The sequence below is a fragment of the Streptomyces sp. NBC_01428 genome, from assembly GCF_036231965.1.
GTDB lineage: Bacteria > Actinomycetota > Actinomycetes > Streptomycetales > Streptomycetaceae > Streptomyces.
In genome coordinates this window covers 5653560-5668840 of the sequence record NZ_CP109499.1, presented here as the reverse complement: position 1 = coordinate 5668840, position 15281 = coordinate 5653560, and the positions used below count along the sequence as shown (strand labels likewise).

13 protein-coding genes are annotated in these 15281 nt (G+C 70.1%); 1 reads left to right on the top strand and 12 read right to left on the bottom strand.

All coding sequences use genetic code 11. From position 1 onward, the window contains the following. Positions 1 to 276 precede the first annotated feature (276 nt). Positions 277 to 765, top strand: a complete 489-nt coding sequence (locus OG406_RS24535; protein WP_402682479.1) for an anthrone oxygenase family protein — start codon at positions 277 to 279, stop codon at positions 763 to 765. On the opposite strand, the gene OG406_RS24530 is transcribed toward OG406_RS24535, so the two are convergent. From OG406_RS24530 to OG406_RS24475, 12 genes are all read right to left on the bottom strand, one after another. Beyond that, positions 714 to 1883: a uroporphyrinogen-III synthase gene (locus OG406_RS24530; RefSeq protein WP_329187786.1), complete on the bottom strand. Its 1170-nt coding sequence runs from the start codon at positions 1881 to 1883 to the stop codon at positions 714 to 716. The genes OG406_RS24535 and OG406_RS24530 overlap by 52 nt on opposite strands. Positions 1884 to 2189: 306 nt before the next feature. After that, on the bottom strand, positions 2190 to 3224 hold the full coding sequence (locus OG406_RS24525) for a DUF3824 domain-containing protein (protein ID WP_329187784.1): 1035 nt from the start codon (positions 3222 to 3224) through the stop codon (positions 2190 to 2192). A gap of 122 nt (positions 3225 to 3346) precedes the next feature. Next, on the bottom strand, positions 3347 to 4027 hold the full coding sequence (locus OG406_RS24520; RefSeq protein WP_329187783.1) for a hypothetical protein: 681 nt from the start codon (positions 4025 to 4027) through the stop codon (positions 3347 to 3349). 20 nt (positions 4028 to 4047) lie between these two features. Beyond that, positions 4048 to 4788, bottom strand: coding sequence for a hypothetical protein (locus OG406_RS24515; RefSeq protein WP_329187781.1), 741 nt, complete (start codon positions 4786 to 4788; stop codon positions 4048 to 4050). Continuing rightward, entirely contained in the window at positions 4766 to 6106 is a 1341-nt protein-coding gene (locus OG406_RS24510) for a hypothetical protein (RefSeq protein ID WP_329187779.1), read from the bottom strand. Before OG406_RS24510 ends, OG406_RS24515 begins: the two co-directional genes overlap by 23 nt. Continuing rightward, a complete protein-coding gene (locus OG406_RS24505) occupies positions 6103 to 6381 on the bottom strand; it encodes a hypothetical protein (protein ID WP_266614149.1) in 279 nt (92 codons plus the stop codon). Before OG406_RS24505 ends, OG406_RS24510 begins: the two co-directional genes overlap by 4 nt. A 91-nt stretch (positions 6382 to 6472) precedes the next feature. Further along, positions 6473 to 7444 (bottom strand): hypothetical protein, encoded by a 972-nt coding sequence (locus tag OG406_RS24500; protein WP_443067149.1) that lies wholly within the window; start codon positions 7442 to 7444, stop codon positions 6473 to 6475. Positions 7445 to 7512: 68 nt separating this feature from the next. Next, complete coding sequence (locus OG406_RS24495; protein WP_266848193.1) at positions 7513 to 8169, bottom strand: hypothetical protein; 657 nt, start codon at positions 8167 to 8169, stop codon at positions 7513 to 7515. 271 nt (positions 8170 to 8440) lie between these two features. Then, positions 8441 to 9880: an acyltransferase family protein gene (locus tag OG406_RS24490; protein ID WP_267050968.1), complete on the bottom strand. Its 1440-nt coding sequence runs from the start codon at positions 9878 to 9880 to the stop codon at positions 8441 to 8443. After that, positions 9877 to 12111, bottom strand: coding sequence for a glycosyltransferase (locus OG406_RS24485; protein ID WP_267050969.1), 2235 nt, complete (start codon positions 12109 to 12111; stop codon positions 9877 to 9879). The genes OG406_RS24490 and OG406_RS24485 overlap by 4 nt, the downstream gene beginning before the upstream one ends. A 563-nt stretch (positions 12112 to 12674) precedes the next feature. After that, positions 12675 to 13706: a hypothetical protein gene (locus OG406_RS24480; protein ID WP_329187776.1), complete on the bottom strand. Its 1032-nt coding sequence runs from the start codon at positions 13704 to 13706 to the stop codon at positions 12675 to 12677. Between the two features lie 506 nt (positions 13707 to 14212). Continuing rightward, positions 14213 to 15265: a LysR family transcriptional regulator gene (locus OG406_RS24475; protein WP_329187774.1), complete on the bottom strand. Its 1053-nt coding sequence runs from the start codon at positions 15263 to 15265 to the stop codon at positions 14213 to 14215. Positions 15266 to 15281 lie beyond the last annotated feature (16 nt).

Genomic DNA, 15281 nt, shown 5'->3' with positions numbered 1-15281 from the left:
CCGTACCGGACACGTTCACGACACCCGCGCACCGGCCGCGCCGTACGCCGTTCCGCGGCCCGGCCCCGCGCTCGCGAAACGGTGGACGCCCGCGTATGCGACCGCGCTCCTCGGCCATGTCACCCGCCGGACCGGACCGCTTGACTGACGGACATGACGACCGACGCGAACACCACGAACACCGAACATCCCACCGGCACAGGCACAGGCACCGGCACCGGCCCGGTGCGGCGGCGCGGCACGGCGGCGGGGGTCCTGGGGGCGGCGACCGTCGCGATGGGCCTGATCGCCGGGGTCTTCTACATCTTCGCCTGCGCGATCATGCCCGCCCTGGCCCGCAGCGACGACCGCGTCTTCATCGAGGTCATGCAGAACGTCAACGACGTCATCCAGAACCCCGTGTTCTTCCTCAGCTTCCTGGGCGCACTCGCCCTGACGGCGGTCGCCGCCTGGCAGTCGCGCGGCGCCCCGCACCGCTGGTGGGTGTTCGCCGCCCTCGCCGCCTACGCGCTCGCAGTCGTCCTCACCGCGGCCGTGAACATCCCGCTCAACGACGACCTGGCCGCCGCGGGCGCCCCCACCCGGATCGCCGAACCCGCCGCCGTACGCGACCGCTTCGAGGACACCTGGGTGGCCTGGAACGTCGTACGAGCCGTGCTCTCGACCGTCGCCCTGGCCTGCCTCGCCCGCGCGCTGTACCTGTTCCGCCACCCTCAGGCGTCGGCGTACTTGGAGTCCGCGACCGGGTCGAGCGCGAGCCGGTAGCCGCGCTTGACCACGGTCTGGATCAGCCTGGGCGCGCCGAGTGCCGTCCGCAGCCGGGCCATCGCGGTCTCCACGGCGTGCTCGTCCCGCCCGGCTCCGGGCAGCGCGCGCAGCAGTTCCGCCCGCGCCACCACCCAGCCGGGCCGCCGCGCGAGGGACCGCAGCAGCGACATCCCGGCGGGCGGTACGGGCCGCAGCGCGCCGTCCACCAGCACCGCGTGCCCGCGGATCTCCATCCGGTGCCCGGCGACGGGCAACGTCCGCGCCCTGCCCGGCAGTTCCTGACAGAGCACCTGCACGAGCGGCGCGAGCCGGAACCGCTCGGGCTGCACGGTCTCCACGCCCTCGGCCTGCAACGGCAGCGCGGTGACCGGGCCGACGCAGACGGGCAGCACGTCGTGGCGCAGGGCGGCGACGACGTCCGCGCGCAGTCCTCGGTCCCCGGCACGGGAGAGCAGGGACGCGGCGGCGGGCGCGCTGGTGAAGGTGAGCGCGTCCAGGCCGCGGGTGAGGACGGCGTCGAGGAGCCGGTCGACCGGCCCGATGTCCTGCGGCGGCATCCACCGGTACACCGGCACGGGCACGACCTCACCGCCGGCCGCGCGCAGCGACTCGACGAACCCGGGCAGCGGTTCACCGTGCAGCAGTACGGCGACACGGCGGCCCTCGACTCCCTGGTCGAGCAGCCGTCCCAGGACCTCGGACATCGACTCGGAGACGGGCGACCACGCCTCGGTCAGCCCCTGGGCCCGGATCGCGCCCTTCACCTTGGGCCCCCGGGCCAGCAGTTCGGCCTCCCCCAGCCGCGCGAGCAACTCCGCGCCGAGACCCCACCCATGGGCGGCCTCGACCCACCCCCGGAACCCGACGGCGGTGCTGGCCACGACGAGATCGGGCCCGCGCTCGACCAACTCCCGCGTCACCGAGCGCAGTTCCCCGTCATCACCGAGCGGCACGATCCGCAGGGCGGGCCCGTGCACGACGGCGGCCCCGCGCCTGCGCAGCAACGCCCCGAGCTCCCCGGCCCGCCGCGCGGCGGTCACCCCCACGGTGAACCCGGAAAGAGGCCCGGGCACACCCCCCGCCCCTCGATCCGACCCCTGCTGTTCGTCGTACATAGACCGGCGCTCGCCTCGCACTCGTCGAGTCGTGGTCCGGCACCGAACACGTCGGCCACCGGGAAGGGGGTTCTCATAGGTCCGCGAATGACCGGGAGCCTGTCAACGCCCCATGACAGCCAGGGTTCCCCACGATGTCGGAGCTGTTACGGGCGACGCGAAGGGCGTGCGGACGGGGCGCGGGATGAGGGGGAGGACGAGCGGGGGCGAGGGGTGAGGCGGGGGAAAGGTATACGGCTCGTGCGGGGGTGGTGGGGGCGGGGGAGGGAAGGGCAGGGTGGCTGGGCCGGGAGCCGGGGGCCGGGGTCAGGACTGGGCCGGCGGCTGGGACTGAGGCCGTGGCTGCGGCTGCGTCGGCGGCTGGGTGTGGCTGGTGTACGGGTTGGGGCTGGGGTGCGGGGCGAGTGCGGCGCCGGAGGGGTTGTAGGGGCCGGGGGCGGCGGGGGCAGCGGGGGCCTGGGCTCCGTAGGGACTCTGACCCTGGGTGGGGGGCTGGGCGTAGGGGCCCTGAGGCGTCTGAGGGGTCTGAGGGGTCTGCGGTCCGGGCTGGGCGTAGGGGCCCGGCGGGGTGGACTGGGCCGACGCGGTGGGCTGCGCCGGCGCAGTGAGGGGCGCCTGCGGGGTCTGTGGGGTCTGTGGGGAGTAGGCGCCGTGGAGGCCGTACGGTCCGTACGGTCCGGGGGTCTGCGCCCCGTATCCGGCGCCGGGTGGGCCGCCGTGGCCGCCGTAACCGGCGTATCCGCCGTACCCGGCGGTCGGCGGCAGGTACCGCACGCGCCCGCCCTCTTCCGTCACGGGAGCGAATCCGGCCGCTTGCAGCCGGGCCGCGAACTTGGCGTTGCGCTTGCGCGTGACGACGATTCCGATGCCGAGGACGACCATGAGGACGGCCCACAGGACTCCGGCGACGGTCCAGGCGACGGAGTCACCGCCGGTCCGGACGCCGAGGACCACACAGGCGACGGTGAGACCGACGAACCCGTACCGCATCCGCTTCTCGGCGTTCTTGCCGGTGAGGTCGAAGTTGATCCGGGCCTTGAGGAGTTCGAGGGCATCGGGGACGACGGGCGGAAGGGAGACGCCGTCGCCGGCCTTCGGATACTGGGCCCAGTTCTGCGCGGCGCGCGCCTGCGCCTGCGGGGCGAGGTCGGGGACGATGAGCATGGTGAGCGCGTTGTTGCGGCCGCTGCCCTGTCGTACGTCCGCGTACTCGTACCCGAACTGCTGCGCCATGAAGGCAAGTCGGGCGAGTTTCTTCACGGAGGCCATGGGGCTGGTGAGCTGCACGGGCTCCCCCGAGGCCATCAACCGGAACATCTGCCGAACCTGCCGCTTACCCATCCCGCCCCCAACTCCCCGCGCTCCAGCCACGTTCACAGCAGCAACGGGGGTCAGCTTTTCATGGGGGTGGGGGTGCGTAGGAGTGAGGTGGGGGCGGTTTACCAGGGCTTGACCGGTCCTGCTCAGCCGGCCGCCACCTCCAGAGGGCTGTCGAAACACACCGTGGCCGCCACCTGGCGGAGGATCGCTCGGTACTGCTCGTGACGTGCGACAGCCGTGGTGCTCAGGGTGCAGACCGCGAGTCGCTTGCAGTCCGGGTGCGGCAGGTGAGCGTGGAACTGGATCAGAGGCACCTGCGGCAGCCCGCAGCCCGCCCTCGGTGTGCGAAGCGTCTCGCTGAAGGTTGCCGGACCGCAGGCGAGTTCCGCGCACTCGATCCTTGTGCGTCCGAGGGGGTCACCTACCGCGCGAGCTGCGGTCACGGCACGTGGCGACACTGCTGTCGGCACCCAGGAGACGGTGAGGAATGACAGCAGCGGCCTGCTCCCACCCGAACTCGTCTCGTCTACGTCATCGCGATGCAGGCCGACCGAGCAGTGGACGATTCCGGCTTCACTCAAGCCTTTGAGCAACTCCTGGCCCTGGGCGAGCTGGGCGATGAACTGCTGCCGGGCCATCTCGTCCGGCGCTGCACGGAGAACGGGCGCCAGAGCCGAACGCAGCTCTTCGGCCGACGGTGAGTCCGGCGACGGGAGCAACGCGGTGAGGGGGACGGGGGTGAAACCCGCCGGCTCCGCGAACCAGATCTCTGCTTCCGGGTCTTCGGCCGATTCCGCGACAGTGAAGGTGGGGGTTGTGGTCATCAGGTCCTGCCGGATGCGAGTCAGTGCGGGTGTACGTGGGGGTGGGGGCTCACGGGCGCGGGAACGTGGGCTCCGGAGCGACGGGCGCGTTCCAAGGCCGCGGGGCCGGCGTCCCAGTCGATCGGCGCGACGCCGCGGCGGCCCGTCGCGGTGAGCTGGTAGAGAAGATGCAGCCTCCTTGGCGCTGTGCCACTGCGGCTGCCGGCTGCAATCACTGCGATGAAGCGAGGGTCACCGGCGAACCACAGAGGCTCGATCTGTGCCTTCAGTTCAGGCTTCGTGCGGGCGGTACCGAACCGTCGCATCCACCAGAAGGTGCGCATGCCCGAGAGGAAAAGCAGGGGGATCTGCTCGTCCGGCCGCTCAGGATTGGGCAACTCCAGCCACATCTCGTCCTCTTGGACCGCCGGATGCTTGTTCCGACCACGAGGAACTCCGGTCAGCAGCTGCCAGGGGTACTGCTGGAGAACGCGTCGGATGTAGAGCGAGGGGCGAATATAGGCGAGTTGGAGGACGGCTCGGAAGGTCGCGTAGAGGAGAGGAAGAAGAAAGATCCATCCACTCCACGGCGGGGTTGCCACGATAAGGAAAAGGCTCGCGATCCAGACCGCAGTCCATCCGATCAGGCGCCCAGCAGTCGCGCCCATGTGTCGCACCCAAGCTTGTCTGGAGGGAGGGTAGTTCCAGGCAGTGTGATGGCCGGTCGGATCCATCAGGCGACTTCTCTCTCTTTCCGGCTCAGAAGACATGTCGAGCGACATTGAATAGCCCTCCTGCGTCTAGGCCGAGTCGTGCTCCGTCGACACTCGCCACGGAACCGTCCTTGATTCCGTCGTCGTCTGTGTCCACCGCGGTCATGGCCAGGCCGAAGCCCGCTGTGCCGACACCGATGGATGCCGACGTGACCTCGACTGCCTTCGTAATCTGTGCGGCACGCGCGCCGCGAATGGTGACCCCGAGCAGCGCGTTATCCAGGCTTGCAATGACCTTCGCTTGCTCAACGGTTTCGTCGCCGAACCGGCCCACTCGTGCCATGAGAGTTAGTGCCTCGCCTGCCTCACCCGAAGCTCGCACAGCGACCGCCGCCCCTCGGCCTGCCGCAGCGAGCCCTGGCAGCACTCCCAGCGCATCACCACCGACGGTGACGAAGTTGCTCCAGAAGTCTGTGTCGAATTCGCCCTTTGTGAAGCCGTCCCACAGAGACGCGCGCAACGTTGGGTCGCCCAGGACTCTCATGGCCAGAGACGTCCCGCTCAAAGCCGCAGCGGCAAGGAGCAAAACCGCAGCAGCCGTCCCGCCCGAAACCACGAAGAGCGCCACCAGCCCAATCACCGCCCCCACCGTGCTCAAGATGTCCGGCAGGTTCTCCGCCAGCCAGTCGAGTGCCGAGTCGAACCAGCCCGGTTCGTGCGGAGCCAGTTTCTTCGTTGCGTCGCGGATCTTGGCGGCCCGATGTTGCGCTTGGTCCTCGTGTTCGGAGGCGAGTTCGCGAGCCTTGGCTCGGATCTTCTCCAAGGCGTCTTCGGCGTCGTCCACAGCCCGATTCGCCTTGGCCAAAGCCTTCTTGGCGTCCGCGTGCCCGGAGTTCTTCTTGTCGAGCTCTGGATTGTCGCCGGCCTGTGCGGCATGTCCCTTCGCACGGTCAACCGCGTCCTGGGCGTCCTTCGCGTCTCGCTCCAGCCTCGTGGCCCGGCGTTGAAGGTCGTCGAGTTCGCCTTCCCAGCGATCGAGTTGCCTGGCTGCCTTGCGGATGGAGTGGGCGGCGTTCTTCAAGTTCAGGGGCAGCGGACCGCCGTCCAACTGCTCGCGGAAGGCAACCGCTGCGTCGCCCTCCCAATAGCTGCCGTCCATCAGCCTGGTGACAAGATCGTGTGTCTCTTCGAGAACCTTCGCGCACCCCGTGAGCTTCTTGCACAGCCCCCGCACGGTTTCCGTGCTGCCGGGCACCGGATTGAAACCGAGGTGGGGAAAGTCGGGGTTCGGGATGGGCGGCGCTGACTTGAGGCCCTGCGGCCTTGAGCGGTCGGCGCGGGATCGCGGATCGAGTGCCGCTCCCGTCTCCCCGGGCGGGTACGTCACCGCGTACCCCCGCCCGGGGCATGCCCGCTCCTGCCGTGCGCCAAGGCCTGTTCCAGGGCCTTGTCCACCTCGCGGTAGCTGTCCCTGCTCTTTCCGACGATCTTCGCCAGGTCCTCGGTCTGTTCACCGATCTGGTCCGCTCCGAACTTCCAGTTGTCCTGGAAGTCCTCGCAGGCTCGATCGAGGTCGTCCGTGCCCAGGCCGGTGACCGTGGCGTCCTCCAACGCCCTGCGCAGACCCTTCAGCGAGTCGGTCGACTTTCTGAGCATCTTCATGAAGTGCGACAGCTCATCGCCGTCAACGGCTAACCGCTCCGCCACGCCCTGTGCCTCTTCCGGATCCCTCAGCGAGTCCGGAGAGCCGGACTCAGCGATTAACCGATTGGATTTCCTGCACGACCACATCTTGTTCGGCGCCGAACGTGCCATCGGGCAGATCCTGCGCGGCGGCGACTCCCGTACCCGTCCAGTGGATCTTCCACGTGATGGTCGCCCGCAGCTTGAACGAGCCGTCCCCCGAAGAGCGCAGATACTTCACCCCACAGGGTGGTGTCTGCTTCGCCTTGCCCTTGGCGTAGGCCTCACCGATGCGGTCGCCGACTATCTCGCAGACTCCCGACGCCGGATACGTCGTCGCGTCCGCCGTCCCCGCCTCGATCTTCAGAGAGACCGGCTCGGCGGTGGTCGTCGCCGACACGTTCAGCAGCGGTACCGAAGCCGTCACCGACACCGGCTTGAACTTCGCCGTGTCCAGCCATGCCCAGGTCGGCAGGTTCACCTTCGTCGTCCCCGCAGGGGCCAGATCGACCTTGGTCGACGGGACCCGTATCTCCGCATACGCGAGCTGGGCCAGGATCTCGGGCGTGATCGCTTCCGGGATATCCGCCGGCGGGGGCGTTCCCGTGTCCACCCAGAAGATGCCCTTGGTGCACTTCAGGGCACCTGGGTCGCCTTCACGCCCCTTGGTGACGTACGAGTCCCACCAATAGCCCTTGCCGGTCTTGGCCTTGTTGAAGTCCTTGGCCTCGCCACCGTTGACGTACTTGTCCCGCTGCTCAGCATCCCACTGAGGACCAGTCGACTCCGCGCTCCAGATGGGCTCCAGATACTTCTGGAGCTGATCCGGCGTGTACTTCGGGGCGTAGTAACAGGCTGGAGGCGTCCAGTTGCTGGATGCTGAAGTGACCGCGCCGGTCGAATCGCCGGATCCGTTTTTCGAACGGTCGAAGACGACAACTCCGGCAGTCGCGGAAAGGTTGCCGTTTCCATCCGTATCACCGTGGGCCTGGCCATTCGGAGGAGGCGTCCGAGTGCCACCGCCAATCTTGTTGTCGGCCATGGCGGGCGCGGCGCACAAGCAGATCGAACCGATCAGCGCGGAGGAGATCAGAACGCGCGACCCGGTGCTCAGGGCTGGCACTTGGTACTCCCCCTCTGGGAAAGAAGCTTCTCGATGACCCAGACGCCCTTGTCGTTCTTGCGGAGCTGGGTGTTGTAAAGCACGTAGCTGTTCTTCGTGACAGCCGTCTTGTCAATCTTCTTCGGCTTCAGATACATGTCGTAGGCCTTGCCCTGGTCCTCGCAATACACGAGAGAGGCACTGCCGGATCCGGTCACGTTCACCGCAGCGTCGTAGTAGCGATAGGCGCCGGTCGTGCGGGCCTTGGCTTTGACGTAGGCCGCAATGAACTTCTGGGTCGCCGCAGCCGCCTCGCCCTCGTAGTAGAAGAGGTAGCCCTTATCGAGAGCGTTCTGATTGGCGATCGCCAGAGCCACAGCTTTGATCGACTGCTCGCTGTCCGTGAGAACCGCGTCCTTCTCCTTGTCGCCCGTCTTACTCCACTCGAAGGAGTAATGAAGGTCCGAAGGTAGCTGGATCTTCGGCCGCCCCGCCGCCTCCGACGCACTCGCACTCGGAGAAGCCGAAGCCGAGCCCCCCGTGTCCGCCCCGGCGATCTTGTCGTTGCCCTTGGACTCGTCGTCCCCGCCGCCGCACGCGGTCAGGAGCAGCGCGGCTGTCGCGCCGGCGGCGGCTGTGGCAAGCAGGCGGGGGCGGCGGTTCACGGCGGGCTCCTGTGCGGCGTGGGGTGCGGAAGGGCAGCAACACGCTATCGGGGGCCGGCGGGACGACACCAGAGCGAACGGTATCAAGCACGCAACAGCAGGCGGGCAAAGACCGGCAAAGGGTGATCAACCTGCCCCGCGGAACCTTCGAATGAGTGACAGGGCGGCGTGCAATGCGTCACCACGTTGGCCACCGCAAAGCCCTGCGGTGGCCAACTGTGGGAGCGGGGAGGGGAGTCGAGGATGGGCGGTCTGCCGCCGGCTCCGGCGCTCAGCCTCTTCCCCGGCGTCCCTCCCTCTTCCTGCCGGCCCCGTTCGGCCACAGCCGCGGTGCCCGCTTCGCCGCGATGTCCTCGATCCAGCCGAAGGCGACGATGGCCAGGCCGATCAGAGGCCAGACCAGGACGAACATCCAGAGCGAGTACGTCTCGTCGAGGGCGGCGCCTGCGCGTTCGCTGTCCATGAAGGGGAGGGCGTACATCTGGTCGAGGATCGGGACCGTCGCCATGATGAGCATGTTGTGCCAGAGGTAGATCGTGACCGCGCGGTTGTTGGACAGCGTCACCAGCTTGTCCCACTTGGCCAGGCGGCCCGGCAGTTCCTTCCAGGAGGGGCTGTACTGGAGCAGGATCACCACGAACCCGAAGGACCACAGCGCGTCGGCCAGCGGGATGTCGTTCATGTCCCAGCCCTCGGGGCCCAGATGGCCCGACGCCCACCACAGGGCGAAGCCCATCACCAGGGCCGAGCAGGAGATCGCGACGTAGCGCGGGATCTCGGCCAGTTTGCCCTCGTGGTGGGCGAAACCGAGGACCCAGCAGCCGCCGTAGACGGCGAAGTCGGTGACGGCGTTGCCCGTTTCACCGGGGATGGTGACCAGCCCCGTGCCGACGACCGCCGTCAGCGCGAGCGGCGCCAGCAGGGTCGCCCACGGAACGCGGCGGAACGCCCACAGCAGGACCGGTGACGCCACGACGAACCACAGGTACGCCCGCAGGTACCACAGCGGGCCCGCGCCCTGCTCCGCCCAGGTGGCCTCCAGCAGGCCGGACTCCGAGCCGATGTGCGCGGGATAGGGCGGAGCCCCCACGGGGACGATGTAGTTGAGCACGTCGATGACGCCCCACGCGCCGCCGCCGGTGTCCGGGTCGTGCGCGGGGTTCCAGCCGCCGGCGAACATCAGGGCCAGCGCCACCGCGCTGAAGGCCCACAGCGGAGGCAGCAGACGCCGGACGCGTCCCCGGATCACGCTGAATGCCGGCCGGTTCAGCGAACGCGCCATCAGCGAGCCCGCCAGCGCGAACATCACGCCCATGGAGGGGAAAAGGATCGACAGCCACGCCCACCCGAAGAGGTGGTAGACGACCACGCGCACCAGGGCGATGGAGCGCAGCAGGTCCAGATAGCGGTCGCGGCCCGGGCGGCGGGGCGCGGAGGGGGGTTGTTCCGCCACCGATGGATCGGCGGACGGACGACCGGCGGACGACGGATCGGCGGAGGGAGGATCGGCGGAGGGGTGCCCTGTACGCCGGTGCGCCGCGCCCCGGCCGGGCTCCGGCACTCCTCCCCCGTGGCGCCGGGACCCCGGGTCAGGAGGTGACTCCGTCCCCGGACCGGGGTGTGCGCCCGCTCCCTCCGGCTGCCGCGGGACCCCCACCCTCGGTGATCCCAGCGGTGGTGTGGACCCCACCGGGTACTCGTGCGTGGTCATCCGACCGGCCTCCGTTCGTTCCCGTCCTGCGGCTCCCGCTGGCGCGGGGCCGATCCCGGTGCCCCCACCACGCCTGTACGGCGCAGTTTCTGCCAGCGCAGCCGGCCGCCGGTGAGGGCGGTGATCCAGGACTGCAGCAGGACGACGTACATCAACTGCCGGTACAGGACCTGCTGGAGGGGGAGCGAGATCAGGTGGGTCATGCGTTCCTTGTCCAGGCGGAAGGCGTAGGCCGCGCACACTGCCTGGATGGTGAGGACTCCGAGCCAGGCGACGACCGTCTTCTGCGTCGGGCCGAAGACGACCCCGTAGAGAAGGAAGATGTCGATCAAGGGTGCCAGCAGTGGGGCGAGCACCATGAAGAGGGAGACCAGGGGCAGGCCGACGCGGCCGAAGCGGCCCGAGGGACCCCGTTCGATGAGGGCACGGCGGTGCTTCCAGATGGCCTGCATGGTTCCGTAGCACCAGCGGTAGCGCTGGGACCACAGTTGCTGGACGGACTCCGGGGCCTCGGTCCAGGCGCGCGCGTTCTCCGCGTAGACCACGCGCCAGCCGTCGCGGTGCAGGGCCATGGTGATGTCGGTGTCCTCCGCGAGCGTGTCGTCGCTCATGCCGCCGACGCGCTCGAGTGCCGTGCGGCGGAAGGCTCCTACGGCGCCGGGGATGGTCGGCATGCAGCGCAGCAGGTCGTACATGCGGCGGTCGAGGTTGAAGCCCATCACGTACTCGATGTGCTGCCAGGCTCCGATGAGGGAGTCGCGGTTGCCGACCTTGGCGTTGCCCGCGACCGCGCCGACGCGCGGGTCGGCGAAGGGCTGGACGAGTTCGCGGACGGTCGCCGGTTCGAAGACGGTGTCGCCGTCCATCATGACGATGATGTCGTGACTGGCGTTCGCCAGGCCTCTGTTGAGGGCGGCGGGTTTGCCCGCGTTGAGCTGGCGCACGACGCGTACGTTCGGCAGGGCCAGGTCCTCGACGATGCGGGCGGTGCCGTCGCTCGACCCGTCGTCGACGACGAGGATCTCGATGGGGTGTTCGCTCGCCATCAGGGAGTGGACGGTGTTCTCGATGCACTTGGCCTCGTTGTAGGCGGGCACCAGCACCGACACCGGTTCGGTGATCGGGGTCCGTCCCCAACGGAAGCCCGCCCGGCGGACCTTGCGCGCGTGCGTGGCGGAGAGCAGCAGCATCAGACCGAACCGGGTGAACACGAGGACGCCGATGACGGCGATGCCGACGACCAGGACGTCGGTGGTCCTTTCCGAGGCCTGGACGAGGAAGATCCAGGCCCGGCCCTTCCACAGGTCGAGGCCGGTGACCGGGGTGTGCGCGCTCGGCGCGTCGAGTGCCTCGGTGAGGTTCTCGAAGTCGTAGCCCCGCTGCTGGAGTTCGGGAATGAAGGTGTCCAGCGCCTGCACGGTCTGGTGGCGGTCGCCGCCGGAGTCGTGCATCAGGACGATGGCGCCCTTGCCGCCCTTGGGCGTGGCCCGGCGGACGATCTCGGCGACGCCCGGCTTCTGCCAGTCCTCACTGTCGGTGTTGTTGACGACGGTGATGTAGCCGCGGGTGCCGATGTACTTCGTGACGGGCCAGGACTGGTCGTCCATGGCGTCGGCGAAGGACGAGTACGGCGGCCGGAACAGTGAGGTGCGGATGCCGGCGGCGCCTTCCAGGGCGAGCTGGCTCTGCGAGAGCTCCCAGTCGATGCGGCTCTTCGACTGGTACGACAGGTCGGGGTGGTTGAAGGTGTGCAGGCCGACCTCGTGGCCCTCCCGCACCATGCGTTCGACCAGGTCCGGGTAGCGCGAGGCCATGGTGCCGGTGACGAAGAAGACGGCGTGCGCGTGGTGCGCCTTGAGGACGTCGAGGACCTGGGGCGTCCAGGTCGGGTCGGGGCCGTCGTCGAACGTGAGGACGAGGCGGTGGTCGGGGATGCCGAGGCTGGTCGTGCGGCCGCCGCGGGTGTCGATGACGGGGCCGCCGTCGAGGATCTTCTCCGGCACCTTGTCGGTGGCGGCCTCGGGCTGGATGCGGTGGTCGGCGAGGATCTCGCTGTGCACGTAGCCGCGCAGCATCAGCATCGCCATCATCGCGAGCAGGATGAACATCGGCAGCAGGAAGCGCATCGGCAGTCGCCGGCGCCGGGCGTCACGATGACGTTTCGTGGTGGTGCGTGAGCCACGCCCGGGCGCCTTGGGCGCCGGACCGTGACGGCTGGTACGGGAAGCCATCAGAGAGGGTTCTCCGGGAACGAGTGATGAGGGACGAGTGAGGTGTACGGGGACTCGGGACGCTCGCCGCCCGGACGGACCCGGCGCGGCGCGGTGACCGGTCCCGAGGGACCGCGTGCGGTGACCGGTCCCGAGGGACCGCGTGCGGTTCGGCGTGACACCGACGGGGTTGCCCCCGGCCGTGGTGACGGCCGGGGTCGCGGGTGTACCGGTCGAGGGGCGTCCGCGTGCGATCCCGTACGACGGATGCCGGAGGACGACCGCGTGCGGCCCCGAAGGGCGGGTGCCGGTGCAGCCACCCGGGGTGGGGCGGACGGACGGCCGGCGGTGAGTCGCCTGCGGCGCTGTGGCCCCCGGTGCACGACAGCCCGTCGCCCGGGGCCGGTACCGGCCGCCCGGGTGCGACGCGGTGGGCGTCGGCCCCGCGGACCGCGGCCGCCCCGCACGGTGTCGGCCGGTCGATCGCGTGCCGTCGGGCGGCGAGGTGCGTGCGACCGGTGAGCCGTTCCGCCCGGCGGGTGCCGGTGGAGCGTGTGCGGAACGGCACCGCGGATCCCTGGTGACTACACGCCGCTCGGCGCGGCGGACGCCGACGAGCTCGTGTCGCTCGGGGCGGGTGCCGAGGGCGTGAAGCCCGCCGGCTGGGCGCCGGTTCCGCCGCCCGCGTCCCCACCGCCGGTGGCCGGCGGATCCGAGGCCGGGGGTGTCGTGGACGGGGGTGTCGTGGGCGGGGTCGATTCGGCGGGCGGGTCGACGACCGGGTTCGACGGCTTGGGGTCGGGGCCCTTCGAGGTGACGCCGGGCTTCGGCTTCTTCGTCGTCGACGCGCTCGGCTTCGGCTCGCCCGTCGCCTTGGGAGCCTTGGACGTGCCGGAGGCCTTGGCCTTCGGGGTCTTCCCGGGTGCGGGCGTCGAGCCGTCCGCGGCCGTCTCCACCGTGCCGGGCGCGGCGGCCTCGCCGGGGGCGGTCGGGTCCACCGCCTTGGACGGCAGCGGCGAGGTGTCGACCTTGCCCGCGGGCTGGTCCTTCTTCTGGCCCGGCACCGGCAGCCAGGGCGCGTTCGAGTTCCCGGACAGGAGGGTGGCGACGATGACGACGGCGTAGACCGCGCAGGCCGCGGCGACGAAGATGCCGAGCCGGCGGTAGCGGCGGCTGCGGCGGCCGGACTCGTCGACGAAGACCGGGCCGTCCGACTCCTGGCCCGCCGCGCCGCCCTCGGTCTGCTTGACCAGCCGGTCGTCCAGCCGCCGTCCCGTGCCGTCGAGTTGGACGGTGACCTCGTGCGGGTCGTGGTTGTGCCCGGGGACGTCGGGCTGTTCCCAGGACGGCGGGACCGGACGCGCTCCGGCTGCCACGGCCTCCGGGTCCGGCCCGGGTGTCACGGCGGGTCCGGTGAGCACCTCGGTCGGCGGTTCCGATCCGGCGGTGTCGGCGGCCGGCGGATCGGCGAAGAACGGCCGGCCCTTGGCCCGCCGGCCACGGGAGGACGTCCCGCTCTCCCCGGAACCGCCGAAGCGGAGGCGTGACCGGCCCGAACGGCCCGACCGGGAACGCCCGGCCGACGGTCTCACCTCGGTGTCGGCGCCTCCGGACACGGCGTCGCCGTCGGACGCACGGTCGGGCAGGAGACCGGTGTCTCCCGCGGCACCGGAGAGCGGGCCGCCGTCGGACGCGCGGCCATGGAGCGGCGCCGTGTCGGGTTCCGGGGTTCGTTCGGCACGTCCGCCGAAGCCGCCGACGGCGCTGTCGGCGCGTTCCCCACGCTCAGGACTGATGCCAACTCCCCTGCTCGGCCACGATGCCGTTCTGCCGCCGGCCTCCGGCCAGACGACCGGATCCGCGACTCCTGGGCCCGGGGACGGTTCGGCTGTCCGCCCGTCCCGCTGATCGACGGATCGTCGATTCGGTTGAGCGTCATTTCGCCAGTTCTCCACGCGCACGTGCTTCCCCCCACGGGACTGTTCACGGGGTGCGCGACGACTCCGGGCCTACATCTCTTCGTCGTCCGGACCGGGCCCCCACCCGGTCAAAGCGCCCCCAAATATCACACTGCGCCCGGAGGAAAAAATGTAGCGCCGTGAGGGACTCGTGGGGTTACGTCTCATGCATGGGTCATCAGGACGAGTGATTCCCTGGCGGGAACCCACCCTTCCAGGTGACTCATGAGCCATCCTTCCTCGCCCGCAAGTTCGGTGGCAGCACGCCTGAGGGCGTCGATCCCGGGATGCGCGAGTCCCTTGCGCCACACCAGGGACACCGGTGACAGGGGGACGGGGTCGACCAGCGGTCTGAGCACCGTTCCAGCCAGGGCGGGGAAGTCCACCACCGCGAGGACGGGGGTACGGGTCTTCGCCATCACCCGCTGGAACTCCTCGGGCCCGACGGCCACCGGCGCGGGTGACGCGAGGTCGATCCCCCGTCCCTCGAACAGGTGACGCGCCAGATCGGTCCACTCCAGCGTCCGGGGATTGCCGGCCCCCGCGTACACGGTCTCGCCGGAGAGGGCGGCCAGCGGCACCTCGTCCAGTCCCGCGAGCCGATGGTCCTCCGGCAGGACGACCGCCATGGGTTCGTACCGTACGAAGTGCTGCTCCAGGCGCGCCCGCACGGCCGGGTCGAGTCCGGCGAACCGGCCGAACGAGGCGTCGAGGCGTCCGGCGAGCAGTTCGGTCGCGGCGCCGGTCAGCCCGGTCTCGTAGCGGGCCATCAGTTCGCAGGCGGGGGCGAGTTCGCGGGCTCTTTCGAGGATGCGGCCGGTGACCAGGCCGGGTGTGTTGACGTCGACGAGGAGCGGGCGGTCGGCGCCGCCCGGGTGCGCGAAGGCGGCGAGCAGGGCGTCGTGCGCTTCGAGGACGCGGCGTGCGTATGGCAGCAGCCGCTCGGCGTCGACCGTGGGAGTCACCTGCCGGGTCGTACGGACGAACAGCTCGGCCCCCAGCTCCCGCTCCAGCCGGCGGATGTCCCGGCTCAGCGCCTGCTGGGCGACGTACATCCGGGCGGCGGCCCGGGTGAAGTGCAGTTCCTCGGCGACGGCCACGAAGGCGCGCAGCAGGCGAGGGTCCAGGTGTCCGGGAAGAGGCCCGGGGAGGGGTCCGGGGAAAGCTCCGGAGAGTGATCCGCGGGGAGGTCCGGGGACGGGGCGTCGACCAGGCATCACGTGAACCTACAAC